Source organism: Micrococcus sp. 140720015-1 (assembly GCF_053627595.1).
This window is the reverse complement of record NZ_JBSEYC010000006.1, coordinates 52,257-76,322: the sequence shown is the minus strand read 5'-3', so window position 1 is coordinate 76,322 and position 24,066 is coordinate 52,257. Positions and strand designations below refer to the sequence as shown.

The 24,066-nt window shown below is 76.0% G+C and carries 18 protein-coding genes; 2 read left to right on the top strand and 16 right to left on the bottom strand.

Going from position 1 to position 24,066, the window contains the following annotated elements; genetic code table 11:
* Positions 1-173: 173 nt before the first annotated feature.
* Both tgt and ACUXPL_RS10955 read right to left on the bottom strand, forming a co-directional pair.
* Entirely contained in the window at positions 174-1,517 is a 1,344-nt protein-coding gene (gene tgt / locus ACUXPL_RS10960; protein ID WP_454183825.1) for a tRNA guanosine(34) transglycosylase Tgt, read from the bottom strand.
* Between the two features lie 114 nt (positions 1,518-1,631).
* Positions 1,632-4,667 carry a S8 family serine peptidase gene (locus ACUXPL_RS10955; RefSeq protein ID WP_454183823.1) on the bottom strand — a complete coding sequence of 1,012 codons (3,036 nt, stop codon included), beginning with the start codon at positions 4,665-4,667 and terminating at the stop codon, positions 1,632-1,634.
* A gap of 228 nt (positions 4,668-4,895) precedes the next feature.
* On the opposite strand from ACUXPL_RS10955, the gene ACUXPL_RS10950 reads away from it, so the two are divergent.
* Positions 4,896-5,843: a LuxR family transcriptional regulator gene (locus ACUXPL_RS10950; protein WP_454183821.1), complete on the top strand. Its 948-nt coding sequence runs from the start codon at positions 4,896-4,898 to the stop codon at positions 5,841-5,843.
* Positions 5,844-5,890: 47 nt separating this feature from the next.
* Here the strand turns inward: ACUXPL_RS10950 and ACUXPL_RS10945 are convergent, their stop codons facing one another.
* The 6 genes from ACUXPL_RS10945 to ACUXPL_RS10920 form a co-directional block, all read right to left on the bottom strand.
* Complete coding sequence (locus tag ACUXPL_RS10945) at positions 5,891-6,850, bottom strand: ornithine cyclodeaminase family protein (protein ID WP_454183819.1); 960 nt, start codon at positions 6,848-6,850, stop codon at positions 5,891-5,893.
* A gap of 30 nt (positions 6,851-6,880) precedes the next feature.
* Positions 6,881-7,675 (bottom strand): glutamine amidotransferase, encoded by a 795-nt coding sequence (locus tag ACUXPL_RS10940; RefSeq protein WP_454183817.1) that lies wholly within the window; start codon positions 7,673-7,675, stop codon positions 6,881-6,883.
* Positions 7,676-7,749: 74 nt separating this feature from the next.
* Positions 7,750-8,322, bottom strand: a complete 573-nt coding sequence (locus tag ACUXPL_RS10935; protein ID WP_454183815.1) for a GNAT family N-acetyltransferase — start codon at positions 8,320-8,322, stop codon at positions 7,750-7,752.
* 116 nt (positions 8,323-8,438) lie between these two features.
* Positions 8,439-9,338, bottom strand: a complete 900-nt coding sequence (locus tag ACUXPL_RS10930) for a DUF6707 family protein (RefSeq protein ID WP_454183813.1) — start codon at positions 9,336-9,338, stop codon at positions 8,439-8,441.
* A gap of 2 nt (positions 9,339-9,340) precedes the next feature.
* The gene (locus ACUXPL_RS10925) at positions 9,341-9,880 is read right to left on the bottom strand and encodes an NUDIX hydrolase family protein (RefSeq protein WP_036316089.1); all 540 of its coding nucleotides are present in this window, start codon (positions 9,878-9,880) and stop codon (positions 9,341-9,343) included.
* Positions 9,881-9,936: 56 nt separating this feature from the next.
* Positions 9,937-11,064 (bottom strand): oxidoreductase, encoded by a 1,128-nt coding sequence (locus ACUXPL_RS10920; protein WP_454183811.1) that lies wholly within the window; start codon positions 11,062-11,064, stop codon positions 9,937-9,939.
* Between the two features lie 126 nt (positions 11,065-11,190).
* Here ACUXPL_RS10920 and ACUXPL_RS10915 point away from each other — a divergent pair, with 126 nt between their 5' ends.
* Complete coding sequence (locus tag ACUXPL_RS10915; protein ID WP_454183809.1) at positions 11,191-11,514, top strand: hypothetical protein; 324 nt, start codon at positions 11,191-11,193, stop codon at positions 11,512-11,514.
* Positions 11,515-11,526: 12 nt separating this feature from the next.
* Here the strand turns inward: ACUXPL_RS10915 and ACUXPL_RS10910 are convergent, their stop codons facing one another.
* The 8 genes from ACUXPL_RS10910 to ACUXPL_RS10875 form a co-directional block, all read right to left on the bottom strand.
* On the bottom strand, positions 11,527-13,863 hold the full coding sequence (locus tag ACUXPL_RS10910) for a hypothetical protein (protein ID WP_454183807.1): 2,337 nt from the start codon (positions 13,861-13,863) through the stop codon (positions 11,527-11,529).
* Between the two features lie 2 nt (positions 13,864-13,865).
* Positions 13,866-14,471 (bottom strand): DedA family protein, encoded by a 606-nt coding sequence (locus tag ACUXPL_RS10905; protein ID WP_454183805.1) that lies wholly within the window; start codon positions 14,469-14,471, stop codon positions 13,866-13,868.
* Entirely contained in the window at positions 14,468-15,514 is a 1,047-nt protein-coding gene (locus ACUXPL_RS10900) for a pseudouridine synthase (protein WP_454183803.1), read from the bottom strand. Before ACUXPL_RS10900 ends, ACUXPL_RS10905 begins: the two co-directional genes overlap by 4 nt.
* 46 nt (positions 15,515-15,560) lie before the next feature.
* Positions 15,561-16,811, bottom strand: a complete 1,251-nt coding sequence (locus tag ACUXPL_RS10895) for a glucose-1-phosphate adenylyltransferase family protein (protein WP_454183801.1) — start codon at positions 16,809-16,811, stop codon at positions 15,561-15,563.
* Positions 16,812-16,887: 76 nt separating this feature from the next.
* Positions 16,888-17,829, bottom strand: a complete 942-nt coding sequence (locus ACUXPL_RS10890) for a DNA-formamidopyrimidine glycosylase family protein (protein WP_454183799.1) — start codon at positions 17,827-17,829, stop codon at positions 16,888-16,890.
* A gap of 14 nt (positions 17,830-17,843) precedes the next feature.
* Positions 17,844-18,356 (bottom strand): VOC family protein, encoded by a 513-nt coding sequence (locus ACUXPL_RS10885; RefSeq protein WP_454183797.1) that lies wholly within the window; start codon positions 18,354-18,356, stop codon positions 17,844-17,846.
* Between the two features lie 133 nt (positions 18,357-18,489).
* On the bottom strand, positions 18,490-23,544 hold the full coding sequence (locus ACUXPL_RS10880; RefSeq protein WP_454183795.1) for an ATP-dependent helicase: 5,055 nt from the start codon (positions 23,542-23,544) through the stop codon (positions 18,490-18,492).
* On the bottom strand, positions 23,541-23,999 hold the full coding sequence (locus ACUXPL_RS10875; RefSeq protein WP_180536852.1) for a 23S rRNA (pseudouridine(1915)-N(3))-methyltransferase RlmH: 459 nt from the start codon (positions 23,997-23,999) through the stop codon (positions 23,541-23,543). Before ACUXPL_RS10875 ends, ACUXPL_RS10880 begins: the two co-directional genes overlap by 4 nt.
* Positions 24,000-24,066 lie beyond the last annotated feature (67 nt).

Here is a 24,066-nt window from a genome sequence, read left to right as displayed (position 1 = left end):
AGCCGGGCCGGCGGCCCTGTGCAGGAGCGGCCGAATCGTCTGGCTCACGTCCCCCTCGCGTCCGAGCGGCGCTGAGCCAGACGAATCTGTCGTGACAGCCCCCTCAGAACAGCAGAAACGTCTGGCTCGCGTCGACGCAGCGTGTCGGCTCGTGCCGGCGCACCCAGCACCCCTCAGCCCTTCGGGGCGTAGTACCGGCCGAGGGTCTCGGCCTTGAGCTCCGCGAGCGTGCCGTCCTGCATGGCCGCGCGGATCCGGTCCACGAGCGAGACCGTGAACCGCTCGTTGTGGATGGAGAGGAGCGTGTGCGCCACCATCTCCTTCGCCTTGAACAGGTGCCGCAGGTACGCGCGGGAGTAGTGGGCGCACGTGTAGCAGTCGCACTCGGGGTCCAGCGGGCCGAAGTCGCGGCGGTACTTCGCCCCGGGCAGGTTGTAGCGCCCGTCGCGGGTGTAGAACGCGCCGGTGCGGGCCACCCGGGTGGGTGAGACGCAGTCGAAGGTGTCGGCGCCGTTCTCGACGGCGGTGAACAGGTCGTCGGGCTCGGAGATGCCCAGCAGGTGGCGCGGCTTGTCCTCGGGCAGCTCCTGCGCGCACCAGCCCACGATGGTCCCGAGGTTCTCCTTCTCCAGGGCCCCGCCGACGCCGTAGCCGTCGAAGCCGGACGCCACGCCGTCGAGCTCCCCGGCGGCCGGGAAGTCGGCCCGCATCGCCGCGAGGTCGCGGCAGGCCTTGCGGCGCAGGTCCTCGTACTGGGCCCCCTGGATCACGCCGAACAGCGCCTGGTACGGCCGCGCCGCGCGGACCCCGGTGAGGCGGGCGTGCTCGTCGAGGCAGCGCTGGGCCCAGCGACGGGTGCGCTCGAGCGCCTCCTCCTGGTAGCCGCGGGAGTTGTGCAGGGTGGTCAGCTCGTCGAAGGCGAACATGATGTCCGCGCCGAGGTTGTGCTGGATGCCCACGGACACCTCGGGGGTGAACCGGTGCCGGTCCCCGGTGAGGTGGGACTTGAACCAGACGCCGTCGTCGTCGACGTTGGCCAGGCGCTCCTTTCCGGGGGCGACGGCGTCGTCGGCGCCCTGTCCCTCGGGCGCGCCGGGGCCCTTCATGTCGATGACCTTCTTGAAGCCCGAGCCGAGGCTCATCACCTGGAAGCCGCCCGAGTCCGTGAAGGTCGGCCCGGGCCAGTTCATGAACGCGCCGAGGCCGCCGGCCTCGTCCAGGAGGTCGTCACCGGGCTGCAGGTACAGGTGATACGCGTTGGCCAGCAGCGCCTGCGCGCCGAGCTCCGCCATGGACTCGGGCAGCACGGCCTTCACCGAGGCCTGCGTCGCGACGGGGATGAACGCCGGCGTCTGGATCCGTCCGTGCGGCGTGGTGATCACGCCGGTGCGCCCGAGCGGGGCGCCGTCCGCGCCGCCGGTCTCCAGCCGGTGCGTCACCTCGAAGCCGAACTGCGAGGGATGCGCGGGGGCACCGGAGGCGGGCTGCGGCGTCGGGGCGGCGGGGGTCTCAGACATGGGACCCAGGGTAGTGCGCAGGCGTCGGGCGGAGCAGGCGCGCGGACGACGACGGGGCGGCCTCCGCTGGGAGACCGCCCCGTCCTCAGGCCCGGCAGCCGTCGCCGGGACAGGTCACTCCACGCGGATCTTCGTGGAGTCGACGACCGTGCCGCCGTTGAGGATGTCCACGGTGCCCAGGTACACGCTCGTGCCGTCCGTGTCCAGGGTGCCCTGGAAGACGTGCTCCGCCCCGGGCTTCACGTCCGCGGACGCCGGGTCGAACACGAGGTTCCCCGCGTCTCCGTCCTTCGGGAAGAACACGCGCAGGGTGTAGTCGATCGGCGCGTCGGAGTCCTGCAGGTCCGCGCCGGGCTTGGCCACCACGTGGATCCTGTGCTGCGGGGCCGAGCTGATGATCGACTGCTCCAGCACCTCCATTCCGGTGCCGCGTGTGATCGACCGTGCGACCGGGTAGCTGGACCACGAGCTGGTCACGTAGATGTCCAGGTCCACATCCGGGTCCGCGGCCTCCGCCTCGATGCGGACCTTGGGGTAGCCCCGCGGGTACGCGAAGTCGTGGGCGGTGAGAGCCGCGTCCGAGGCGTCGAACACGGCGCGGCGCACGGTGGTGCCGGTGTACTGGTCACCACGCACGAGCCCGTTCACGCGGGTGGACAGCGTGCCGTCGATGCCGGAGACCACGGGCAGCTCCAGCGTGTCCGCGTCGCGGGCCACGGTGATCGCGGCCGGTGCGTCGGCGATGCCGGGGCGCACCACCACGGGGATCCGCACCTGCTTGCCGGCGGGGCCGGACCACACCACGTGGCCGGTGGCCCACTGGCCCGCGGGCGCACCCGCGGCGGTGACGGTGATCGCCACGTCCTGCTCGCTGCCGCGCGTCGGCCGGATGACGTTCGGGGACACGGTGACGTCGAGGCCCTGGAGTCCCTCCACGTGGGCGGTCCAGGTGCCGTTGTTGCCGCCCACGTTCTTCAGGGTGCGGGTGACGGTCTGCGAGCCGTACAGCTCACTGATCGCCAGGGAGGGGACGTTCAGCTCGGCGGCCGGGATGGGGTGCTCCGAGACCGGCTCACCCGTGTTCGACCACGCGATGCCCTGGCCTGCGAGGTAGTCGTACCAGTCCTGCTGGTCCGAGTCGAAGACCAGGCCCGGGTCCAGTGCCTTCAGCGGGTCGACGAACCCGGCGCCGCCCGCGAAGGGCGAGGTGGCCGAGGCGTGGTCGCGTGCCGTCGTCATCAGGGCGGACTTGACGCCCATCGGGCTCAGATCCGGGCGCGCCTGCTTCAGGAGTGCCCCCAGGCCCGCGATGTGCGGGGAGGACATGGAGGTGCCGGAGGAGTAGGCGAACCGCTCGCCGCCGTTGTCCGGCGAGTAGGCCGCGAGGACGTCCACGCCCGGGGCCGAGACGTCCGGCTTGAGCAGGCCGGACTTCGCCGCCAGCGACGGCCCGCGCGAGGAGAACCCGGCGACCTCGGGCACGCGGGCCGCGGTGCCCTCGTTCGCGGCCAGGATGCGGCCGGTCGGGCGGTCCGTCTTCACGTAGGCGAGCAGCCGGTCCCGCTCCGTGTGGGAGAGGTGAACGGCGGGGATCGCATGCAGATCCGCGTTGAGCCCGGAGTCGGTCCCGTTCACGAGGGCCATGCCGACGCCTCCGGCGTCGGCCACGACCTGGGACTTCTCGGCGCGGGCGTTCTCGCCGCGGTCGCAGACCACGAGCTTGCCCGCGGTGGCCGCCGGGTCGAGGGTGCCGGGCAGGCAGAGGGCCGCCGAGGCAGAGGTGGCACCGGCCGCGGCGACGTCGCCGGCGTAGACCATCGGGGTCTCTGCCTCGAGCGGGGCGGTGATGGACGAGCCGATGAAACGCTGGCCGTCCCCGGTGACGAGGGTCTGCTCGTAGACCGCGTGGGTGGAGGCGGCCACCGTCGTGATCCACGGGGACGGGTGCGCCGTCGTCGAGACCGTGGGCCCGGAGTTGCCGGAGGACGCGGCCACGAACACGCCGGCGCTCGCGGCGTGCATGAACGCGACCTCCACCGGGTCCACCACGTTGGTCGTGGTGCCGGAGATGGAGTAGTTGAGCACGTCCACGCCGTCGGCGACGGCGGCGTTGATCGCCGCGACCGTGTCTGACGTGGCGCAGCCGCCGGAGGGCACGCCCTCCCAGCATGCCTTGTAGGCGGCCACGTGGGCGCCGGGGGCCATGCCCGAGATCTGGCCGCGTTCGACACCGTCGATGACGGCGCTCACCCCGGAGTTGCCCGCGGCGGTGGACGCGGTGTGGGTGCCGTGACCGCCCGCGTCCAGCGGGGACAGGGTCTCGACCGGCGCCAGGCGCCCCGTGCCGAAGCCGTTGACGAAGTACTTCGCGCCGATCAGCTTGTCGTTGCAGGAGTCGGTGGGGAACGCGTCCTCATCACCGGTCTCGCATCCGCCGGCCCAGTCGGCAGGGACGGCCGGGTGCCCCTGGTCCTGGAAGGACGGCGCCTCCGGGCGGATCCCCGAGTCCACGATCCCCACGACGACACCGCGACCGGCGTCCTGTGCGGGCGTCTTCTTGCCCACCACCTGGGCCCAGAGGCCCTTCTTGCCGGTGAGCCCGAGGACGTCGGGGGAGGAGACGGTGTCGAGCGGACGGATCTCGTCCGGGACGACGGCCAGCACCGCCGGGTCCGCCGCGAGGGCGGCGGCCTCCTCCGCCGTGAAGGTGCCCGCGAAGCCGTTGAGGGCCGTGGTGTAGCGGGTGTGCGGGGTGTCGGGACCGGCGCCGGCGCGTCGCAGGGTCGCGTCCTGGTTCTTCTTCAGGTGGGCGGAGTACGCCTTGGCGTTCGCGCTCTTCGGCTGGAACCCGTTGTCCCGGCCCTTGCCCTTGCCGGGCTTGGTGGGGGCGAACCCGGGGGTGCCGCCGTCATAGGAGGCCACGGGCTGCTCGGCGAGCAGGACGATGTAGCCGCCGTCGTCGAACGTCTCGGGGGCGGTGCGCGGCTGCGCTGGATCCGGCGTCGGCGCGGGGGCCGCGGCGACGGCGTCGTCGGCGGCGGAGCCGGCCGGGTCGGTCGTGGCGGAGGCCGAGCCCGCGCCCGCCAGGACCAGGGCGAGCGCAGAGGTGATCCCGAGCGCCTGCCGGCGGCGGGAGTGCGAGTGAGTCATGGAAAGCCCTTCGGTGAGTGGGTCCGGCCCGCGGGTGGGGACGGGGTGCTTCCTCGGACCCGCGCAGGCCCGCCCGCGGGCCGTTCGAGCCATCCCACCACTGTGAGAGCCGTCACAGGGCGGTGTGCGCTAGCGTGAACACGCCATGGCGTGATCCCGCCACCCGGGGGAGGTCCGCGCGTCGGGCCGCGCCCGAGGCCGCTCGCCCGGCAGGAAGGGAGGGGCCGCATGGACATGGCGGGCCACGCCGGGCTGGACCCGGCCGACATCGACGTCTTCCGCGCCCTCCTGGCCCGGCCCGAGACTCTGGCCGCCGACCTCGACCCCGCCGCGGTCGACCGCCTGGAGGCGCTCGGCCTGGTGCGCCGCGGCGTCGACGGGGCCCTCGCCGCACTGCCCCCGCACCGGCCCCTGCTGGCGGAGGCGCACCGGGCACAGTCCCGTGCGGACGCCCTGCGGGAGACCGCGGAGACGCTGCGGGCGGAGTTCCACCGTCGTCCCGGGGCCGCCCGCGACGCCGTGGAGGTGGTGGTCGGAGGGCCGGAGATCGTCGGCGCGGCCGTGCAGATCGCGCGGCGGGCGCGCCGGCTCGTCCGTGGCTTCGACCGCGGCCCCTACTTCCATGCCGGCTCCCTGCCGGACGACGCGCAATCCCGCTCCTGGACGCGCGGTGTGCCGTGGCGCGTGGTCTACGAGGGGCGGTCCCTGCAGGCCGAGCCGCCGGAGCGGTGGGAGCACCTCGGCTCGACGCCCGGAGAGACCGGCCGGATCCTGCCGCGGCTGCCGTTCAAGCTGTTGATCGCCGACGACGACGCCGCGCTCGTCGGCCTGGCCGGTGCGGCCGGCCAGGGGGAGGCCCTCGTGGTGCGTGGATCCCTGCTCGTCGACGCGTTCGTGCGGCTGTTCGAACTCCAGTGGGAGCTGGCCCTGCCGATCGCCGACGTCGCCCGGGGCGGAGACGACGGGGCTGACGGCCTCGGGGGCGACGTCCTGACCGAGGTGGAACGGCGGCTCGTGGCGATGCTCAGCTCCGGGATGACGGATGAGGCGATGGCCCGCGCCATCGGGCTCTCACACCGCACCGTGCAACGACGCCTGGCCGATCTTGCCCGACGGGTGGGCGCGGAAGGCCGGTTCCAGCTGGGCGTGCAGGCTGCGCGCCGCGGCTGGGTGTGACGGCCGAGGTCACCGCCGCGCCGGCGGGCGCCGCAGGCCGCCCCGGTTCAGCCCAGCACCTCCCGCGCCACCGCGCTCGCCACCACCAGGTCCTGCCAGGGCATGCCGGTGGTGACGAACAGGGCGGGCGCTCCCTCCCGACGACGCGCGGTCCCGGCCACGAGCTCGGCCAGCGTCACCGTGTCCTCGATCCCGGCCAGGGCCCCGGAGGCCACCGCGAGGGTCACGTCCCCGGCCTCGCGGGCGGCCGAGTCCCGCGACTCCACCGCCACGGTCGCGCGGCGGGCCAGGGCGTCGTCGGTCTCGCGGGCGTCCGTGGTGTGCGAGCCCATGGCCACGACCGTCGCGTGCTCCGGCACGAGCGTCCCGTCGAACAGCGGGGCCGGCGCGGCCGTGCACGTCACCACGACGTCCGCCTCCGCCACGGCCTCCGGGCCGGCGGCGCGCGCGGTCACGCCCAGCTCCGCTTCGATGCGCGCGGCCAGGGCGGCGGCCCGGTCGGCGTCGCGGCCGACCACGGACACCCGCTCCAGCCCGAACACGTCCTGGAAGGTGAGCGCGTGCTCCCACGCCTGCACGCCCGTGCCGAACACGACCAGGTGCCGGGGCGAGGCGTCTGCGAGCAGCCGCACCCCGAGCGCGGACACCGCGGAGGTGCGCAGGCCCGTGAGCTCGACGCCGTCCAGCACGGCCCGCGGTGCCTGGCCGGGGGTGCCCGGGGCGCCGAACAGCACGTAGACGCCCTGGATGACGGGCAGACCGCGCTCCGGATTGTCCGGCGTGAGGGTGAGCAGCTTGGTGCCGACCTCGTCCCCGCGCGTCGAGGGCATCTGCAGCAGCTGCCCGGCGGCGGTGGCCACGCGGGTGCGGGGGGCGTCGGCCTCCGGGTCCAGGCCGGCGGCGAGGGCCGCCTCCAGCGCGTCGACGGCGGCGCGCGGGCTCAGGGCGGCGCGCACGGCGGGGCCGTCGATCCAGGGCAGGGGAGCGGTGGCGAGGTGCGTGTCCATGCGGCCACGCTACGGGGTGGGGCGGGCGGCTCAGCCGAACAGTGTGCGGAAGTTCGCCAGGATCCGGCGCGGGTGCTCGGGGTCGACGGCAGCCAGCCCCGCCACCGTGGGCTCGTACTCGCCCGGCGCGAAGTACCCGTGGTCGCGGTAGATCTCGAGGCGCTCGAGGATCCCGGCCTGGTCCAGCTCCGGGTGGAACTGGGTGGCGTACTGGCGGGTGCCGAGCCGGAACATCTGCACGGGACAGTCGGCGCCCGCGGCGAGCAGCACCGCGCCGGGCGGCAGCGCGCTCATCGCCTCCTTGTGGCCGACGTACGCCGCGAATGTGCGCGGCACCCCGGCCAGCAGCGGATCCGCGGCGCCCTCGTCGGTGAGCGTGACCTCGACGGGCGCGGCCGATTCGCCGTACGCGTTGTCCACGACGCCGCCGGCGTGCCGGCCCAGCGTGCCGACGCCGTAGCAGCAGCCGAGGAACGGCAGGTCGCGACGCCGGACGACGTCGAGCATCCGGCCCAGCTCCGCCTCCACGGCGCGCTGCACGGGGGACTTGGTCTCCTCGGGATCGGTGCCCGTGAACGGGCTGCCGGGCAGGATCACGGCGGCGACGTCCGCGAGCTCCGCCTCCCAGTCCAGACCGTCCGTGGCCACGTCCGGGCGCTGCACGACGCGGTCCAGGCGCAGCACCCGCAGCCGGCCCTCCGGGTAGCCGCCGAGCCGCTCGACGGCCTCGACCTCGGCGGCCGCGGCGTCGTCCTCGGGGCGCGTCTGGACGAGGAGGAACGGCCGTGGGTGCGGGCTCGGGACGGCGTCGGTCGGGGTGGTCATCTCGGCAGACTAGCGGGGCATCGGGCCGGAAGGGCGTGGCGGCGTCGTGGGGCGTCGTCGGGGGCGGGCCGCGGTCAGCGGTCGGCCCAGGGGCGGGCGTCGGAGGCCCACGGCAGAGGACGGACGCGTTCCTCGGGCAGCGGGTCCGTGGCCAGCCGGCCGTAGCGGTGCACGTCGAGCCGCCGCCCGCCCGCGCGGAGGCGGCCGCGCTGCATGCCTTCGTGACGGAGCCCGGCGGCCCGGGCGACGGCCCCCGCCGTCGGGCTGTCCGCCCGGTGGGCCAGCTCGATCCGCTCGAGGCCGCCCTCGGCCAGTTCGGCGTCCGCCACGGTGGTCGCCGCACGCGACATGATCGCGTCCCCGCGCCAGCCCTGATGCAGCCAGGCGGTGAGCGCGCCGCTGCCGTGCGCCTCGTCGCGCACGACGGCGACCAGGCCGATCAGCGCGTCCGTCCCGCGCTCCACCACGGCGACGGCGTCCGTCCCCTCCGCCTGGACCAGTCCGTCGACGTAGGCGCGGGCGGAGGCCTCGTCGGTGACCTCCCCGGGGTCGGCCATGCCGACGGTGCCCGCGTGGAAGGCCGCCAGGACGGCGGGCGCGTCCGTGGCGCGGAGGGGGCGGAGCTGGGCGGGTGCGGAGCCGGTCATGCCGGGAGCATAGCCCCGACAGGCGCTGGAAAGTGAGGTGCGCCACACGAACCGGACCCCGACGGCGTGTCACCGGGGACGGGGCCGGCCCTCGACGCCCGTCCCGCGGACGGGCCTCACCGGCGCGTGGCGGCCTTCGCCTCGAGCTCGTCGGCGAGGGTGCGCAGCGTGCCGAGCTCCCGGGCGATCCGAGAATCCAGATCGGCGTCCGTGAGCGTCTCCGAGCCGCCGCGGGCGCGCAGGTAGAGCAGCTGGTCGAACCGGGCGCGGCGCCACTGATACTCGGCCTCGGCGTCGCGGGCCTGCAGGGCGCGGGAGATCTCCCGGTCGTAGAGCGGCGGCTCGTTGAGCTGGCGCTGGCGCACCTCGAGCACCCGGGCCGCCCGGCCCGGCTCGGAGGGGACCTCGTCCGCCTCGAGCAGGCGCCGGCCGAGGTTGGCGGCGGCGATGTGCTCGCCCTCCTCGCGCAGGATCAGCGCCGCCAGGGACAGCGCGGCCTGGATGGACTTCCACCGCCCCACGGCCCCGTCCCACGGCAGGTTCGTCAGCAGGCCCAGGGTGGCGAGCGTGCCCTCGGTGTCCTCGTGCAGCAGGTAGAGCCGCTCGGCCATGCCGAACACGTCCTCCAGCTGGGAGCCGGAGCGCAGGTTCAACCCGTGGGAGAGCCGGGCCGCGGTGGCGGTCAGCTCGGTGTCCTCGAGGTGGCGCTTGCCGACGGCGACGATCCGTTCCTCGGGGGACCCTGCGTCCACGGGGGAGAACGTGGTGTCCGGGACGGCCCTGCGCTCCTCCGGGCGGTCCGTGCGGACCCGGATCACGGAGCCGTGCGCGATCTTGACCTCGCGGCCGCCCTCGAGGGTGGCGATCACGAGCGCGGGGGTGCCGAAGTCGTCCCGCATCACCCGGGTCGAGGCCACGGGCGGGGCGGGCTCGCCGCGGCGGGTCAGGAAGCTGTCCCCGGGCTGCACGTCCTGGGACTTCAGATGGCGGAGATAGCCGCCGACGACCGGTGCCATGCTCAGCGCCCCCATCCCACGTGGGCGAGGGCCTGGCGCACCAGGTCCCCGCGGCCACCGATGAACTCGGCCTGGATGTCCTCGCCGAGGGCTTCCTCGGGGGTGAGCCAGGTCAGCTCGAGCGCGTTCTGGCGCGGCTGGCACTCACCCGTCACCGGCACCACGTAGACCAGGGCCACGGCGTGCTGGCGGTCGTCCGTCAGCCCGGTCTCGGACGGCGCCGGGAAGTACTCGGCGACGGTGCAGGGGACCACCGACGGCGGCAGCTGCGGGAAGGCGAGCGGGCCGAGGTCCTTCTCCAGGTGGCGCATCAGCGCGGCGCGGATGGTCTCCCGGTACTGGACGCGGCCGGAGACGAACGTCCGCTGGAACGTGCCGGTCTCGTCCGCCACGTAGAGCAGGCCGATCTCGGTGACGTAGCCGAGGGAGTCCAGCCGCACCGGGATGGCCTCCACATACACCATGGGCAGCCGACGCCGGGCCTCGTAGAGGTCCTCGTCGGACAGCCAGCCCGGATTCGGGTCGGGGGTGCGCACGCTCATGGTTCTGTTCTACCGGAGTTCCGCGCCGGGGGCACACCGGGTCCCGCGTGTTCCGCTCACCACTTGGCGCGGAAGTACTGCCGGGCCATCGGCACCTGCTCCGAGGGGACGTCGAGTGCGAGGGCGGCCGCGGTCGGCCAGTTCGGGTTCGCCAGGGCGGCGCGGCCCACGCAGACGGCGTCGGCGCGGTCCTCGTCCACCACGGCCGCGACCTCCTCGGCGCCGGTCAGCGAGCCGACGGCGGACACCACGATCCCCTCGGTGCCCTCCTTCACGGCGGTGGCCAGCGGCACCTGATAGCCCGGGCCCTGGGGGCCCTCGTAGGTGTCCCCGATGCCCGCGGAGGACAGGTCGAACCAGTGCACCTGCCCCTGCAGCTCCTGCGCCAGGCGGACGGTCTCCTCGATGCTCCAGCCGCCCTCGACCCAGTCCGAGCCGGAGATGCGGATGCCCAGGACCTTGTCCGCGGGCCACACCTCGCGCACGGCCGCCACGACCTCCTTGAGGAAGCGGGTGCGGCCCTCGAAGTCCCCGCCGTACTCGTCGGTCCGGGTGTTGGTCAGCGGCGAGAGGAACTGGTGGATGAGGTAGCCGTGGGCGGCGTGCAGCTGCACGGCGCCGAAGCCGGCACGGTCGGCGCGCTCGGCGGCGTCGGCGAAGGCCTGGACGGTCTCCCGGATCTCATCCACCCGCATCGCGTGGGTGCGGATCTCCATGGAGTTGGTGGCCACGCCGGAGGGGGAGAGGGTCTCCCAGGAGTCGGGACCCTCGAGGATCGGCTGCCCGGCGGGCGCGCCCGGGTGCATGGGGACGGTCGAGGCCTTGGCGCCGGCGTGGCCGAGCTGGATGGCGGGCAGGGCGCCCTCGGAGGCGATGTACTCGGCGATCGGCGCCCACGCGTCCCGCTGCTCGTCGTTCCACAGGCCGGTGTCCCACGGGGAGATGCGCCCCTCGGGCGTGACGGCGGTGGCCTCGGCCACCACGATCCCGAAGCCGCCGGCCGCGCGGGCTCCGAGGTGCTGGAACTGCCATCCGTGCGGGACGCCGTCGCGCGCCTCGCACGAGTACTGGCACATCGGCGGCAGGATCAGGCGATTGCGCACGCGCACGCCGTTGATCTCGATCGGTTCGAAGATCGCGGGCACGGCGGGGGCGGCGGTCTGCGGGGTGGCGGTCTGAGTCATGCGCCCCAGCCTACGAGCGGGTCCGGACACGGGAGGGCACGCGTCCGCCGCGGGCGGAAGGGTGGGCCCGGCCCGTGCGACGAGGGAAGTCGTCACCGTTGCTGCGGCCACCCCTACCCTGGGCCCATGCCCTCCTACCGCGCCCGCCTGCAGATCGGCGACCTCCTGCCCAGCCACCGGCCCGAAGAGGTCATGGACCTGGCCGAGGCGGCCGTCCAGGCCACGCATGTGCTCGCGGCCAAGGACATCGAGGTCGTCGCGCGCGTCCCGCGGATCGTGCTGCGCTTCACGGTGGCCGGCTCGCACCGGGCCGGCGAGGACGCCGAGGCCGCCGAGGTGGCGCGGCGGATGGCGGAGGCGGTGTCCGGCGTCGCCGTGACGGGCCGGCTGGACGTGCTCCGGCGCGACGGCGGCCGGTGGGTCCCGGTGCCCGCTGGGCCCGGGCGCTGAACGGGGTCGGGCTCAGGCGCCGGCCGGGAGCGGCCGGCGGGCGGCGTCGCGCTCGATCTGGCGGACCCAGGAGCGGCGCACGGCCGCGGTGGTGAGCAGCAGCAGCGCCCCGAAGGCGGCCGCGAAGCCCACCCACGCGCTCTGCTGTGCCCCGAGCGGGCTGGGCAGCAGGCGGGGCAGGGCGAGGCAGAGCAGGGTCCAGGCCATGCCCAGGGCCACACCCATGCGGCCGCGCCCCCCGAGGACGAGGCGCAGGGCCGCCAGCAGCAGGGCCACCAGCACCAGCAGGGCGAGCAGCTCAGTCGGGAACCAGTCGACGTGCACACCCCAGGCGTGGAGGGCGGCACCCACCGCGGTGGGCGCGCCGGCGAGGAGGGTGCCCAGCAGCACGCCGAGCGCGCCGTCCTCGGCCACCCGTGCGACGCGGCGGGCCGCCGGGCGTGCGCCGAGCCGCCGGACCACGCCGAGCATGAGGACCAGGGCGAGCAGCCACGGGACGACGTCGAGGCCCCCGGGGGCCAGGACGGCCAGGGGGAACCACAGCGCCAGCGCCAGCAGGGTCCCCGCGACCGCGCCCCGGATGCGGCGATGCCGCGGCGCCGCGCCCTGGCCCCGTCCCCACTGCCGCAGCACGTACATCCCGGTCAGCAGCCACAGCACCGGCCAGATCGCCGGGTGCAGCGGGGACAGCCCGAACACGCTCGCGCCCGGGCCGTGTCGGCCGTCGGCGGTGAACGGATAGGCGCCGGCGTCGAGCGCGGCGAGCCCCGGGACGCGCCCGGCCAGACCGAGGCCCCACGCACCGGAGAGCACGAACAGCGCCCACACGACGGTCAGCAGCGCCTGGCCGCGCCGGTCCGCAGGGGTCGGTGAGCCGGCCGGTTCCTCGGGCGGGGCGGGGGTGTAGCCGGGGATCAGGGGAAGGGCGCCCGTGACCGGCCCCGCCGAGGAGTGGGCGATGGCCTCGGCCCGGACGGCCTGCGCCTTCGTGGACAGTCGCTGCCGCCGCCGCCACTCGGGCAGGGCCACTCGGGCCCGGGCGAACAGCTCCTCATCGGTGAGCCGCTCCTCCGGGTCGGACAGCAGCGGCCGGTCGGCGGCGGCCGGGAAGACCTCGGGGCCCTCGAGCTCGCGCGCGGCCCGGGCGAGCGCGCGGGACTCCCGCTCCTCGTGTTCGCGGCGGCGGCGGGCGGCGTCCTCCGCCGCGCGGCGCTCGGCCTCCCGGGCGCGGTCCTCGAGGAGCCGGGCCTGGGCGAGGGCGCGTTCGGCGTGCAGCACGGTGTGGGCGCGGACGCGTGCGGCCTGGCGACGACGTCGCTCGGCCTCGAGGCGGGCGGCCTCCTCCGCCTCGCGACGGCGCCGCTCGGCCTCCTCGGCCCGACGGCGCCGCTCGGCCTCGATGCGTTCGGCTTCGAGGCGACGGCGTTCGGCCTCGGCCGCCTGCCGATGGCGCTCCGCCTCCGCCTCCGCCTCGAGCCGCAGCCGCTCCCGCTCGGCGAGCGCGGCCTCCTCGCGGGCCCGCCGCTCCGCCTGCACGCGGGCGCGCTCGGCGGCGACCTCCGCCTCCCGGCGGCGCCGCTCCTCCCGCTCCCGGCGGCGGGCCTCCGCCTCGGCGGCGGCGCGGGCCTTCTCCTCGGCCGCCACCCGACGGCGCCGCTCGGCGTCACGCCGACGGCGCAGCTTCTCCTCCTCGCGGCGGCGGCGGGCCACCCGCACGGCCCGGGCCCGGCGGGCCTCCTCGTCGAGGCGTGCCTGGAGGGCGGCGGCGTCGCGAGCCCGGGCGGCGTCGCGGGCCTGGGCGGCGGCGGCGGCCTCGGCGGCGAGCCGCTCATGCTCAGCGGCCCGGCGACGGGCGGCCTCGGCGGCGCGCTCCCGGCCGGCTCGCAGGCGGGCCCGCCGGCGCTCCTCGGCCGCGGTGCGGCGGCGTGCGGCCTCCGCGGCCTTCTCCGGGTCCCGCCCCGGGGCGGGGAGGATGCGTTCGACCGTGCCGACGAGCGGGTCGGTGAAACGGGCGAGGTCCGGGCTGCCGAGGCGGTCCAGGATCTCGCTGAGGTCGCGGCGGGGGCGCTGCTGGGCGGGAGCGCCCGGAGTGCGCAGGCGGTCCATGGCGCGGTGCACGTCCGCGCGGCGGTCCTCGCGCACGCGGCGCTCGGCGGCGGTCTCGGGTCGGCCCGAGCGCAGGGCGCGCTCGTGACGTCGCAGATCGCGGCGGGAGATCTCCCCGGGCGCGGCCAGGGCGCGGCGGGGGCGCGCGGCGGGGGCACGCGTCGCGTCGTCGTCGGGACGGGGCGCCGAGGCGTTCCGGAGGCGCTCGAGGGCGGCGCGGGACTCGGAGGACGCGTCCTGCATGCTCACCCCTTCCGGCCCCGGCGACGGTGGGCCACGATCCCCGCGATCATCAACCCTGCAAGGGTACCGAACACCATGCCGACCACCGCGGACGCCCACCACGGCAGGCCGGTGGCCCGGCCGGTGATCCAGCCGAGCCCCACCATGGACCCGGACCACGCGAGCGAGCCCGCCCCGGACAGCCACAGGAACACGGGCCAGCGGATCCCGCCGATCCCGGCCGCCGCCATCGACGCCGTCCGTCCGCCCGAGACGAACCGCAGCACGGACAGCCCCGCCAGGCTGCCCGCCGGGCCCACCCGCACCAACAGGGTCCGGATCCCTCGGTGGATCCGCCGCCACCACGCCCAGCGGTCCAGGCGGTCGGCGAGGCCGTGACGGAACAGCGCGTAGAGGCCGACGTCCCCGGCCCAGCAGCCCAGCCACGCCGCCAGCACCGCGGCCACGGGGGAGACCCGGTCCTCCGCCGCGAGCGCCCCCGAGCCGATGACCACCACCTCCGACGGGACGGGCGGGATCGGGGCGTCCAGGGCCACGAGCAGCGCGGTGAGCGGGTGGAACCACGCGCCGAGCGCGTCCATCAGGGCGGCCGGGTCCCCGCCCGTCACCGCGGTCGCTCCTGCAGCTCGGCGGGGGAGGTGAACTCCCGTTCGGCGCCCGTCACCGGGTCCGTGAAGCGCAGCGACCGGGAGAGCAGCTGCAGGGGCCGTGTGACGTCGTCCGGGGCGAGGTCGAGCAGGTCCGGGTAGAACGGGTCGAACGCGATGCCCAGGCCCAGGGCGGCCAGGTGGATGCGCAGCTGGTGGGTGCGGCCCGTGCGCGGGGTGAGCCGCAGGTGTGCCACGCGCCGCCCCGCCAGGGTCCCGGCGGAGACGCCGACGCCCAGCAGCTCCACCCGGGACTCCGCGTTCGCCCCGGCGTGGGGCCGGTTCGACCGCCGGGTCCGCACCGGCGCGCCCGCCCGGCGTCCCGATGCGGCCGGCGGGATCTCCTCCACGACGGAGCGCAGGATCCCCTTGTCCTTGCGGATCCGGCTGCGCACGGTCAGCGGGAACCGCCCCAGGACGGGGTCGGCCGGGGCGCCGGGGCCGCGTGCGCCGTCGTCGGGGGCGTCCGGCAAGAGCGCCACGGCCTCGTAGGTCTTGGCCACGGCACGCCGCTCGAAGAGCAGGTGGTAGGCGCCGCGGGTGGCCGGGTTGGCGGAGAACATCACGACGCCGGCCGTCGCCCGGTCGAGCCGGTGCAGGGGCACGAGGTCGTCGAGGCCGAGCTCGTTGCGCAGCCGCACCAGCGCGGTCTCCTGGACGAAGCGGCCGCCCGGGGTGGTGGGCAGGAAGTGCGGCTTGTGGATGACCACGAGGTGCTCGTCGCGGTGCAGGAGCGTGTGCGTCACGGGCAGCGGGGCCTCGTCGGGGACGTCCCGGTAGTACCAGAGGTCGTCGTGCACGCCGAGCGGCGTCGCCGGCGTCAGTGCGGTGCCGTCCGCCGCCACGACCTCGCCGCGGGCGAAGCGCGCGCGGATGCCGTCCGGGTCCACGTGACCGAACCGGTGGAGCACGTAGTCCTGCGCGGTGGGCCAGCCGGAGGCGGGCAGGCGCAGGCGCGTGGCGTTGACGCCGTTGCGCGGGGGGAGGGGAGAGGGGGCGGCCACGGGTCCATCCTCCCAGCCCGGCGCGGCTGCGTCCGACCGGCGCCGCTCAGTCCGACCGGCCGGGCCGGCCGGAGCCGGTGGTCTCGTCCTCGGCCGGGCCCCGGTCCTGCGGGGTGAGCACCACGACCTCCTCGGCCGGCGCGGCGCGCCCCGTCACCTCGTGCGCCGGGACCGCCCCGCCGACGTCGACCACCACGGTGTCCAGCACCGCGCCCGCGGGGACCTCGCAGTCGCCGAGCAGGAGGCTGCCGCGCACCGTGGCGCCGGCCACCACGACCACCCCGGGGCCGACCACGCTGTCCGACACCTCGCCCTCGATCCGGCAGCCCGGGCTGAGCAGCGAGCCGGAGACGCGGGCGTCCGGGGCCACCCACGCCGGCGGCGCCTGGTGGGGGTTGGTGATCAGCGGCCAGCCCTCGGCGGCGACGTCCAGGCCGGTGCCCTCGAGGATCTCCCGGTGGGCGCGGACGTACGCGTCCAGGGTGCCGATGTCCCGCCAGTACCCCACCAGGCGGTGCTCCCGCACGCGTCCGCGCGCCACGAACGCCGGGATGATGCTCTCCCCGTAGTCGCCGAGGGAGGAGCCCACGGGGTCGCCGTCCTCATCGGTCTCGCCCTCGTCCTTGGTGGCCGTCTCGTCCTCGCCCGCCACGAGGTCGCCGACCACCTCGGAGAGCGCGGCGACGTCGAACACGAACACCTCGGTGGCCACGAGCGTGCCCGCCGGGTCCTCCGGCTTGTAGGCGTAGTCGGTCACGGCGCCGTCGTCGTCCACCTGCACGACGCCGAAGCGCGAGGGGTCCTCGTCCGTCTCGGTGGTGACCACGGTGAGCTCGGCGCCGGAGCGGGCGTGCTCGGCCAGCACGGGGCGCAGGTCCAGCTGGTACAGGTGGTCCGCGGAGAGCACCACCACGGTCTCGGCGCCGAACTGCTCCAGCAGCGGCAGCTGCTGGGCGATCGCGTGGCCGTTGCCGCGGGCGAAGCCCTCCTCGGCGCGGCCCTGCGCGGGAGGCAGGAGCCGCAGGCCGTGGCGGGTGCCGTCGAGATCCCACGGCCGGCCGCCGGCCAGGTGCTGGTTGAGCGTGAAGGGACGGTACTGCTCCACGACCCACACGTCCCGCAGGCGCGAGTGGGCCAGGTTGGACAGCACGACGTCGATCAGCCGGTACTGGCCCGCCAGCGGCACCATCGGCTTGGCGCGGGCCGCGGTGAGCGGCATGAGGCGGCCGCCGGTGCCGCCGGCCAGCACGAGCGCGACGACGGCGCCCTCCGGGTCCTTCGGGAACGGGTCGGCCATGACTCCTCCTCGGGTCGGGGCGGGTTCAGCGTAGGGAACGGGGACCACACGTGGCCACCGCTCGGGCGCGTCCGGCTCAGCGCTGGCAGTGCGGGCACCACCACAGCCGCCGCGCGTCGTCCTCGGGGGAGCCGTAGTCCTCCTGGCGGACGGGGCCGCGGCAGCGCAGGCACGGGGCGCGGTCGTGCCCGTAGACCCAGTACGACGGCGTCCCCCCGCCGCGCGCGCCGGCCGTCCGGCCGGGTGCCGTGCCGGGTGGCGGACCGGCCGGGACCAGCACCTCGACCCCGAAGGGTCGCCCCGGGTTGGGACGCACGCCCGTGGTCCGGCGCCGGGCGCCCGCGGCGGGGGCGGCGGGCGGGACATTGGCGCGCAGCAGGTCCCGGGCGAGCAGCACGAGTCCGGCGACGTCCTCGACCTCGCCGATCGGCCGATGCGGGTCGATCCCGGCCAGCAGGAGGGTCTCGCAGCGGTAGATGTTGCCGATCCCGGAGACGAGCCGCTGGTCGAGCAGGGCCAGGCCGACCGGCCGCTCGGGCCGGGCCGTGAGTCGCCGTACCCCCTCGGTGAGCAGCGCGGCACCGTCGTCGGGCGTGTCCCAGGCCGGGTCCAGCAGGTCGGGGCCGAGGTGGCCGAGGACGGTGGCCTCGTCGGCAGTGGGCACGAGGGTGAGCAGGCCCAGCTGGGCGCCGAGCACGCGGTGCTCCGCCGTCTCCAGCACCGCCCGCACCTGCCAGGCGGGGGCGCCCCACCGCGCGTCGACGGCCGAGACGAGCCAGCGCCCCTCCATCTTCAGGTGCGAGATCAGGGTGAGCGCACGGGCGCCGGGGCGGGCCGCGGGCGGGGTCAGCCGCATCAGCAGGAACTTGGCTCGCGGCAGGACCTCGGCCACCGTCCAGCCGGTCAGGTCCGCGGTGGCGTGGCGGGGCACGCGCAGATCCGCGTGCGTCAGGACCCGGCCCTCGAGCACGGGGCGGAGCCGGTGCGCGACGCGGACGAGGGAGTCGCCTTCAGGCACGGGCCGTCACCGGCTCAGGCCGCGTTGAGCTGCCAGGTCACGCCGAAGCGGTCCCCGACCCACGCGAAGCGGCGCGAGAAGCCGTAGTCGTCGGGCGGCATGTAGTCCCGGCCGCCGCCGGCGATCAAGGCGTCGTGGATCGCGTCCACCGCGGTGGCGTCCGGGAGCTCGACGAACAGGCTGATGGCCGGGGTGAACGTGAACCCGTGCGGGGTGAAGGAGTCGAAGAACCGCAGCCGCTGGCCGGCGATCTCGAGCTCGCCGTGCAGGACCTTGCCCGCCCATGCGGCGCCGCGCGGGGAGGAGTCGTCGAAGAGGTCGCGGCGGACCTCGGTGACCGGCAGGTGCTCCACGAACGCGGTGAGGTAGGCGTCCATGGCCGCACCGGCGTCACCCTCGAACAGGAGGAACGGGGTGACGGAGGGGTCCGAGGGGTGCGGCAATGAGTCCTCGAGGGCCTCGGGGGCGGGGGACGTGCCCGTGGGGGCGGTGCCCACGTCCTCGGGCGGGGCGGCGTCGATGCTCATGGGCCGAACCTACCCCCGGGACCCGCCGTCGCGACAGGGCCACCCCGGGCAACGCGGGTTGAGTTGTCGCGGGTGGTCGGCGGCGGGACCCGTGACAACTCAACCCGCGTTGCGGACGGACGGACACGAGCTCTCAGTTCCGGAACCGGATGCCCGATGGACTCGAGTAGAACCCCGCGGCCAGCAGCGCCTCGGCCAGCGGCGTGCCGAGCACGGGCCCGCCGTTGACCTTCTCCAGGCTCAGCCGCTCGGTCCGGCCGGTGCGCAGCGCCCACACGAGCGCCTCCGCCGCTGCCCGCAGCTCGCCCGGCTCCTCCGTGAACGCGAGCAGCGTGCGCCCGCCACGCTCCATGTAGAGCGCCAGCCGCCCCGCGATCAGCACGACGACGGCGCCCGCCTTCCGGCCCGGGCGGTGGCCCGTGGGCACGACGCCGTCCGGCCCGGCCGGCACGGACGGCCAGTCCAGCGCGGCGCCGTAGGGATTCGCCGGATCCGTCGCGGCCAGGGCGAGGGCGAGGGGGGCGGCGTCGACGGCGGCGTCCTCCTCGTCCCGCTGGAACCCTCGCAGCCGATCCACGACGGCGCCGGTGGAGAACTGCGCGCCGCCCAGCCCGTCGACGAAGTGGCCGCGGCGCACCTGGCCCGCATCCTCCATCCGGGTGAGCAGCCGGTACTGCCCCGCGAATCCGCCGGGGACCTCCTCGGCCACCACGGAGCCGCGCGTGATCACGCCGTACCGGTCCAGCAGCAGCTCGGCGGTGGCGTGGGCGCGGATCGTGGGGTCCTGCTCGGCGGCCGGCAGCAGGGACCAGCGGCCGGCCGAGCGGGCCTGCTCCGCGGCCGAGAGCCCGACGGTCCCCGCCGCGAGGCCGGGCGAGCCCCGGGCGCCGCCCTCGGGCGAGGCGAGCCCCGCATACCGGCCACGCCCGCGCACCCCGGCCAGCCGCCCGCCGAGCCCGCGCCCGGCCGCCGCCCCCGCGGCCCCGCCCGTCCGCGCGGTGCGGGCCCGCGGCGTCTGCCGTCCGGTGCGGTGCGCGGTCTTGCCGAGCGAGAGCAGGCCGCGGACGGGGGCGAACGTGTCGTTGCCGACCCGGCCGTCCCACACCAGGCCCCACAGCGCGCCCAGCACCGCGGGGCCGCGGGCCAGGTCGGCCGGGTCGCGGTGCGGGTCGGGGCCGCCCGCCCCGCCTGCAGCCTCCGTGCCGCCGTCGTCGCCCGCCGCCTGCGCCGCCCGTACCCGCTCCACGAGCTGGGGGAAGAACCAGGCCCCGCCGCCGGCGAGCACCTCGAGCACGGCCGCACGCAGGGCGGCGTCGGCCGGGGGCGCCTCGGTGGGCTCGGGCAGGCGCAGCGTGAGGTCCACGGCGTCGGCGGGGTGCAGGGCCACCCAGCCGTCGTTGCCGGCGGCCTCCCCGACGCCCGACCACACGTACTCGCCCGTGGCCAGCAGCTCGTCGAGCAGGGCGGGGGCGTAGTCCCGCACGCGGGCGGGCAGCACGAGGGACTCCCACGCGCTCGCGGGCAGGGGCGTGCCGGCCAGCTGGTCCAGGACGGTGGCCACCCCGTCCACGCCCTCGAGCGTGGCCGGCGGCCGCCAGGCCCCGTCGCGCCCCGTCCGCGGCCGCAGGTGCTGCCAGTCGGCGAGGAACCGGGCGTACGCGGCCTGGTCCACCGGCTCGACCTCGGCGCGCAGCGCGGCGAGGGAGCGCATGCGGATCCGCCGCAGCACCTCGGCGTCGCACCACTCGGCGTTCAGGCCGGCGGCTCCAGGGGTGCCCTCCGGCCGGAACGCGCCCGTGCTCACGCGGCGCTCGGTGGCCAGGCGCTGCAGCACCGAGAGCACGACGGCGCCCCCCAGCCCCAGCGCGGCCCCCGCCTCGGCGGCGGTGAAGGGGCCATGGGTGCGGGCGTAGCGGCCCACGAGGTCCCCGAGCGGGTCGTCGACCGGATCGAGGAACGCGGTGGGCACTCCGTGCGGGATCGGCGTGCCGAGCGCGTCCCGCAGGCGGGCGGCGTCCTCGACGGCCGCGAACCGCTCGACCCCGTCCTGGCGCAGGCGGAACGCGCGGCCGGCGCGCTCGAGCTCCGCCAGCATGCCGGCGACGGCGGCCTCGTCCGCGGCCTCCTCCGCCTCCCCCTCGGCCCGTGTGCGCCGCGCGGCCTCGGCCACGGACAGCGGTCCCAGCAGGCGCAGCAGGTCCGCCACGCCCTCGACCCCGCGGGCGCGCCGGTCGGGCGCGAGCCGCTGCAGCTGGGCCTCGACCTCCGCGATGACCCCGGCGTCCAGCAGCTCGCGCAGCTCCTCCGTGCCCAGCAGCTCGGACAGCAGTGCCGGGTCGAGGGAGAGCGCGGCGGCGCGGCGCTCGGCCAGCGGGGAGTCGCCCTCGTAGATGAACTGCGCGATGTAGCCGAACAGGATGGACTGGCTGAACGGCGAGGGCGCCGTCGTCGTGACCTCCACGAGCCGGACGGCCCGCGAGGCCACCCGCCCCGCGAGCTCCTTGAGCGCAGGGAGGTCGTAGACGTCCTGGAGCACCTCGCGCACGGTCTCCAGGATCACGGGGAACCGCGGGTGCTTCCGCGCCACGTCCAGCAGCTGCGCGGACCGCTGCCGCTGCTGCCACAGGGGGGTCCGCCGCCCGGGGTCACGGCGCGGCAGCAGCAGGGACCGGGCCGCGTTCTCCCGGAACCGGGCCGCGAACAGCGCGGACCCGCCGACCTCTGCCGTGACGATCTCGTCCAGCTCCTCGGCCGTGAACTCGAACAGCTCCGCGCCCGGCGGCTCGACGTCCATCAGCGGGATGCGCAGCACGATCCCGTCGTCGGCCGCCATCGCCGCGCCCGAGCCGGTCTCCAGCCCGTACCGCTGCGCCAGCCGCGCCCCCACCGCGAGCGCCCACGGGGCGTGCACCGCCATGCCGTAGGGGGAGTGCAGCACGACGCGCCAGTCGCCGAGCTCGTCCGTGAACCGCTCCACCACGAGCGTCTGCTCGGTGGGCAGCACACCGGTGGCCTCGCGCTGGTCGGCGAGGTACTTCAGCAGGTTGTCCCGCGCCCACTCGTCCAGGCCCGCGGCGGCCAGCCGGGTGCGGCCGGCCTCGGGGTCCGCGTCCAGCTCGCGGCGGAAGCGCCCGACGGCGTCACCCAGCTCCGCCGGCCGGCCCGCGGCGTCGCCCCGCCAGAACGGGAGCTTGCCGGGCTGCCCGTAGGCGGGCAGCACCAGGACGCGGTCCGCGGTGATGTCCACGATCCGCCAGCTCGTGGCGCCCAGCAGGATGACGTCCCCCACGCGGGACTCGTAGACCATCTCCTCGTCGAGCTCGCCGACCCGGCGCCCGCCGGAGCGGGCCGAGCCCGCGGACGCGGTGCCCGCCGACTCGGCCGTGTCCCCGGCCGCCGCGCCGCCGGGGGCGCCGTCCGCGCCGCCGTCGGAGGCCAGGAACACCCCGAACAGGCCGCGGTCCGGGATGGTGCCGCCCGAGGTGACCGCGAGACGCTGGGCGCCGGGGCGGGCGGCGAGGGTGCCGTTCTCCCGGTCCCACAGGATGCGCGGGCGCAGCTCGGCGAACTCGTCCGAGGGGTAGCGGCCGGCCAGCAGGTCGAGCACGGACTCGTAGGCGGAGAACGGCAGCGTGGCGAACGGCGCGGACCGGCGCACGAGGTCGAACCACTCCTGTGCGTCCAGGTCCGCGACGGCGACGGCGGCCACGGTCTGCTGGGCGAGGATGTCCAGCGGGTTGGCGGGGATCCGCAGCGACTCGATGCGCCCGGCCGTCATGCGCTCGGCCACGACGGCGGTGTCCACGAGGTCGCCCCGGTGCTTGGGGAAGAACACGCCGCGGGAGACCTCGCCCACCTGGTGGCCGGCGCGGCCCACGCGCTGCAGGCCGGAGGCCACCGAGGGCGGCGACTCCACCTGGATCACCTGGTCCACCGCGCCCATGTCGATGCCCAGCTCGAGCGAGCTCGTGGCCACGACGCAGCGGATCTGGCCGGTCTTCAGCGCCTCCTCGACGATGGCGCGCTGCTCCTTGGACACGGAGCCGTGGTGGGCGCGGGCGAAGTCGGAGACGGTGCCCGATCCGGTGCCGGTCTGCCCGGCCACCTGGGCGGGGCCGTGGAAGCCGGTCGGATCCGGCGTGCGGAAGCCGGGGACGGCGTCCGGGTGCTCGGCCGCGGCGGCGGCCTCGGCGCGGGCCTCCCAGATCTCGTTGAGCCGACCGGTGAGGCGCTCGGCCAGGCGCCGGGAGTTGGCGAACACGAGCGTCGAGCGCCGCTCGGCCACCAGATCCACGATCCGCTCCTCGACGTGCGGCCAGATGGACCCGCCCGACCCCGCGCCCTCGTCGCCGAGCCCGCCCGTCGAGGAGCCGGGCCCCAGGTCGTGGGCTGCGGCGGGGGAGGAGAGGTCCGTCAGGTCCGGCACCGGCACCGTGACCGTCAGGTCCCAGCGTTTGGCCGAGGCGGGCCGCACCACCGTCACCGGCTGTGTGCCGCCGAGGAACCGGGCCACCTCGGCGGCCGGCTCGACCGTGGCGGACAGGCCGATCCGCTGCACGGGGGCGTCCAGCAGGGCGTCCAGGCGCTCGAGGGAGACGGCCAGGTGGGCCCCGCGCTTGGTCCCGGCCACGGCGTGCACCTCGTCCACGATCACCGTGCGGACCCCGGCCAGTGCCGCGCGGGCCTGCGAGGTGAGCATGAGGTACAGCGACTCGGGCGTGGTGATGAGGATGTCCGGCGGATCCTGCTGCAGACGCCGCCGCTCGGCCGCCGGGGTGTCCCCGGAGCGCACACCCACCCGGACGCGCGGCACGGGCCTGCCCTGGTGCGCGGCAGTCTGCGTGATGCCCACCAGCGGGGCCCGCAGGTTCCGCTCCACGTCCACGCCGAGCGCCTTCAGCGGCGAGACGTAGAGGACGCGGGTGGCCGCCGTCCCCTCGGCGGCGGGCTCGCGCACGAACGAGTCGAGCGCCCAGAGGAAGGAGGAGAGGGTCTTGCCCGAGCCGGTCGGCGCGATCACCAGCGCGTGCCGCCCCGAGGAGATCGCGTCCCACGCGCCGAGCTGGGCCGGCGTCGGGGCCTCGAACGCGCCCGTGAACCAGGCGCGCGTGGGCTCGGTGAACCGGCCCAGGACGACGTCGGCCGCGGGCGTGGGCGCGTCCGCTGCGGTCTCCGCGGGCTCGCTCATGCGTGGTGGTACGGTCGGCCGGCGGAGATCTCCTGGGCCCGGTAGACCTGCTCCGCCAGGATCAGCCGCACGAGCTGGTGCGGGAAGACGAGCGGGGACAGGGACCAGACGCGGTCCGCGCGGGCGTGGACCCGGGCGTCCACCCCGTACGCGCCTCCGATGACCATCGTCACCGGGGCGCCGACGTCGAACCGGCTCTGCAGGTGCCGCGCCAGGCCCGGCGAGTCGAACGCCGTCCCCCGCTCGTCCAGCAGGATCAGGTGCTCGTCCGCGCCGACCGCGCTCAGGATCCGGTCCGACTCCTCCGTGCGCGCCGCCTCCTCCTGCCGCGCGGAGTGCGGCAGCAGACGCCACGAGAGGTCGTAGGGCTTCTTGAGACGCCGCTCGTAGCGGTCGATCCCGTCGACGACCCACGCCTCATGCTTCTTGCCGATGGCCAGCACCCGAACAGACATGGCCCCATGATCGCACCGGCCGCGGACACGGTACGGGGGTCGGCCCCCGCCGCTCGGTTACGCTCGC

What these genes read in the sequence shown, in the direction of transcription:
- tgt (WP_454183825.1), bottom strand. Translation starts at nt 1,517, where the DNA reads ATGTCTGAGACCCCCGCCGCCCCGACGCCGCAGCCCGCCTCCGGTGCC.
- ACUXPL_RS10955 (WP_454183823.1), bottom strand. Translation starts at nt 4,667, where the DNA reads ATGACTCACTCGCACTCCCGCCGCCGGCAGGCGCTCGGGATCACCTCT.
- ACUXPL_RS10950 (WP_454183821.1), top strand. Translation starts at nt 4,896, where the DNA reads ATGGACATGGCGGGCCACGCCGGGCTGGACCCGGCCGACATCGACGTC.
- ACUXPL_RS10945 (WP_454183819.1), bottom strand. Translation starts at nt 6,850, where the DNA reads ATGGACACGCACCTCGCCACCGCTCCCCTGCCCTGGATCGACGGCCCC.
- ACUXPL_RS10940 (WP_454183817.1), bottom strand. Translation starts at nt 7,675, where the DNA reads ATGACCACCCCGACCGACGCCGTCCCGAGCCCGCACCCACGGCCGTTC.
- ACUXPL_RS10935 (WP_454183815.1), bottom strand. Translation starts at nt 8,322, where the DNA reads ATGACCGGCTCCGCACCCGCCCAGCTCCGCCCCCTCCGCGCCACGGAC.
- ACUXPL_RS10930 (WP_454183813.1), bottom strand. Translation starts at nt 9,338, where the DNA reads ATGGCACCGGTCGTCGGCGGCTATCTCCGCCATCTGAAGTCCCAGGAC.
- ACUXPL_RS10925 (WP_036316089.1), bottom strand. Translation starts at nt 9,880, where the DNA reads ATGAGCGTGCGCACCCCCGACCCGAATCCGGGCTGGCTGTCCGACGAG.
- ACUXPL_RS10920 (WP_454183811.1), bottom strand. Translation starts at nt 11,064, where the DNA reads ATGACTCAGACCGCCACCCCGCAGACCGCCGCCCCCGCCGTGCCCGCG.
- ACUXPL_RS10915 (WP_454183809.1), top strand. Translation starts at nt 11,191, where the DNA reads ATGCCCTCCTACCGCGCCCGCCTGCAGATCGGCGACCTCCTGCCCAGC.
- ACUXPL_RS10910 (WP_454183807.1), bottom strand. Translation starts at nt 13,863, where the DNA reads ATGCAGGACGCGTCCTCCGAGTCCCGCGCCGCCCTCGAGCGCCTCCGG.
- ACUXPL_RS10895 (WP_454183801.1), bottom strand. Translation starts at nt 16,811, where the DNA reads ATGGCCGACCCGTTCCCGAAGGACCCGGAGGGCGCCGTCGTCGCGCTC.
- ACUXPL_RS10885 (WP_454183797.1), bottom strand. Translation starts at nt 18,356, where the DNA reads ATGAGCATCGACGCCGCCCCGCCCGAGGACGTGGGCACCGCCCCCACG.
- ACUXPL_RS10880 (WP_454183795.1), bottom strand. Translation starts at nt 23,544, where the DNA reads ATGAGCGAGCCCGCGGAGACCGCAGCGGACGCGCCCACGCCCGCGGCC.
- ACUXPL_RS10875 (WP_180536852.1), bottom strand. Translation starts at nt 23,999, where the DNA reads ATGTCTGTTCGGGTGCTGGCCATCGGCAAGAAGCATGAGGCGTGGGTC.